The organism is Francisella sp. 19X1-34, from assembly GCF_041102755.1.
Lineage (GTDB): Bacteria > Pseudomonadota > Gammaproteobacteria > Francisellales > Francisellaceae > Francisella.
The window spans coordinates 1-1,718 of record NZ_JBGCTX010000135.1 but is presented as its reverse complement, the minus strand read 5'-3'; the positions used below and the strand labels follow the sequence as shown (position 1 = coordinate 1,718).

Genomic DNA, 1,718 nt, shown 5'->3' with positions numbered 1-1,718 from the left:
ATTCTGTAAATCCCTTATTGTTATATTTAAAATATATAACCTAATTAAAATTTACACAATTATCTGTAAAGACCCGTATTATCAGAATGGTAACCTGTAATAAAAATAGGTAATACAAATTTAATAATATGATGTAATGAAATATCTATCTTATTTGTTGACGTACACACATCAAGGTCTTTTATAATAGATGGATTATTCGCTGCATGTCCTTTACCTAGCTGATTAAAATATATTTTATATAAGATCCCCTCTTTAGTTGCTGTACTGCTAGTATTACTAAACTTACAATGCCTTCCTCTTGTAATAATATCTATATATGAAAATAAATATTCTCCTCCATTTTTAGATACTATTCTAAGGTTAACTCCTCTTGAGTCCTTACTATATGCTCTCATAGAAATATTTTGATGCCAAGGTTTCTCTTTTAAAGAGATATTTTTCCATTTAAATATTTTATCAGCTTGAAGCTTAGCATATTCAAAAAGCAAATGATCTTGATCTGCTGGAGGGTGAGTATTTAATAAATCTCCAGGAGTCATTATAGATAGATAAAGATTATTATTTAATTTATTAGTATCTGATATACCAAATGTAACTATTAACATCAAAATTAAAAAAACATAATTTTTTTTATTAAGCATAGTTCTATACCTAGTTCTAGGGTTTTAAATTTGATCTACATTGTAAAAAAATTAAAAAAGACTTAATATATGACTTATAGCCATTTTATATACAATTTAGGACACCCTATAATGCTCACAGAAGTTTTCCCTGCAGAAAATAATTCAGCTCCTATTTTTGGATATAATTATAAAGGTAAACGATTACCTAAAGACCTTCATCACCATAATTATGGTCAACTAATGTATTGTTTAAAGGGAATCATAGAAGTTAGAATTGCTGAAAAAATACTTGTCATACCATCAGCAAACGCGATATGGATACCAGAAAATATTCCCCATGCTGCAATGAGAGATAGTCCGGTTAATTATTACAACTTATACTTCTGTACAGATAGATTAGTAAATCTACCTAAAAATGTACAAGTTTTTTCAGTTTCTCCCTTTCTACATGAGTTGATTCGCAAAGTTTTAACTTTTAGAGATAACTCTAAAAAAGAAAAAAATGTTATAACGGTATTAATTGATCAATTAAACTCTGTTGAGCTACAAGATTACTATAAATTATCAATACCTAACAACAAAACTATAAAAGCCATTTATGAATATATTATAAATGACTTATCAAAGCCTCTTTTACATCAGCAAGTAGCAAATAAGTTTGCTATGAGTAGTAAGACTTTAAGTAGATTATTTCAAAAAAACATAGGAATGACTTTTAATAAATGGAAACAACAAATAAAAATTCTAGAAGCGATTTCATTACTTTCTGAAGGGGTTAATAATAAACAGATAGTTGAAACCTTGGGGTATTCTTGTGACAGTGAATTTATTAGACAGTTTAAAAAAGTTATAGGTAAAACACCAAAACAATTTAAAAACTCTAAAATAAATGATACAGATATTGACATAAAGCTATAAGTAAAAATCAACTCTAGCTGTGGGCTTCAGCACAATGGAAGGCTTAGTACCAATACAAGTAGCACTACACAAACTTACCCTCAGTCATAACAAAGACCGACCCTTTACAGACTTTTGTGTAAATTTTTCATAGGCTACCAATCCTATCTTCAAATTTAATCATAAAATGTGCAA

The 1,718-nt window shown here is 28.1% G+C and carries 2 protein-coding genes; one reads left to right on the top strand and one right to left on the bottom strand.

Annotated features, from left to right (window positions below; genetic code table 11):
* Positions 1-59: 59 nt before the first annotated feature.
* A complete protein-coding gene (locus AB8E56_RS11655) occupies positions 60-644 on the bottom strand; it encodes a hypothetical protein (protein WP_329481305.1) in 585 nt (194 codons plus the stop codon).
* 111 nt (positions 645-755) lie between these two features.
* On the opposite strand from AB8E56_RS11655, the gene AB8E56_RS11650 reads away from it, so the two are divergent.
* Entirely contained in the window at positions 756-1,544 is a 789-nt protein-coding gene (locus tag AB8E56_RS11650; protein WP_329481303.1) for a helix-turn-helix transcriptional regulator, read from the top strand.
* Positions 1,545-1,718 lie beyond the last annotated feature (174 nt).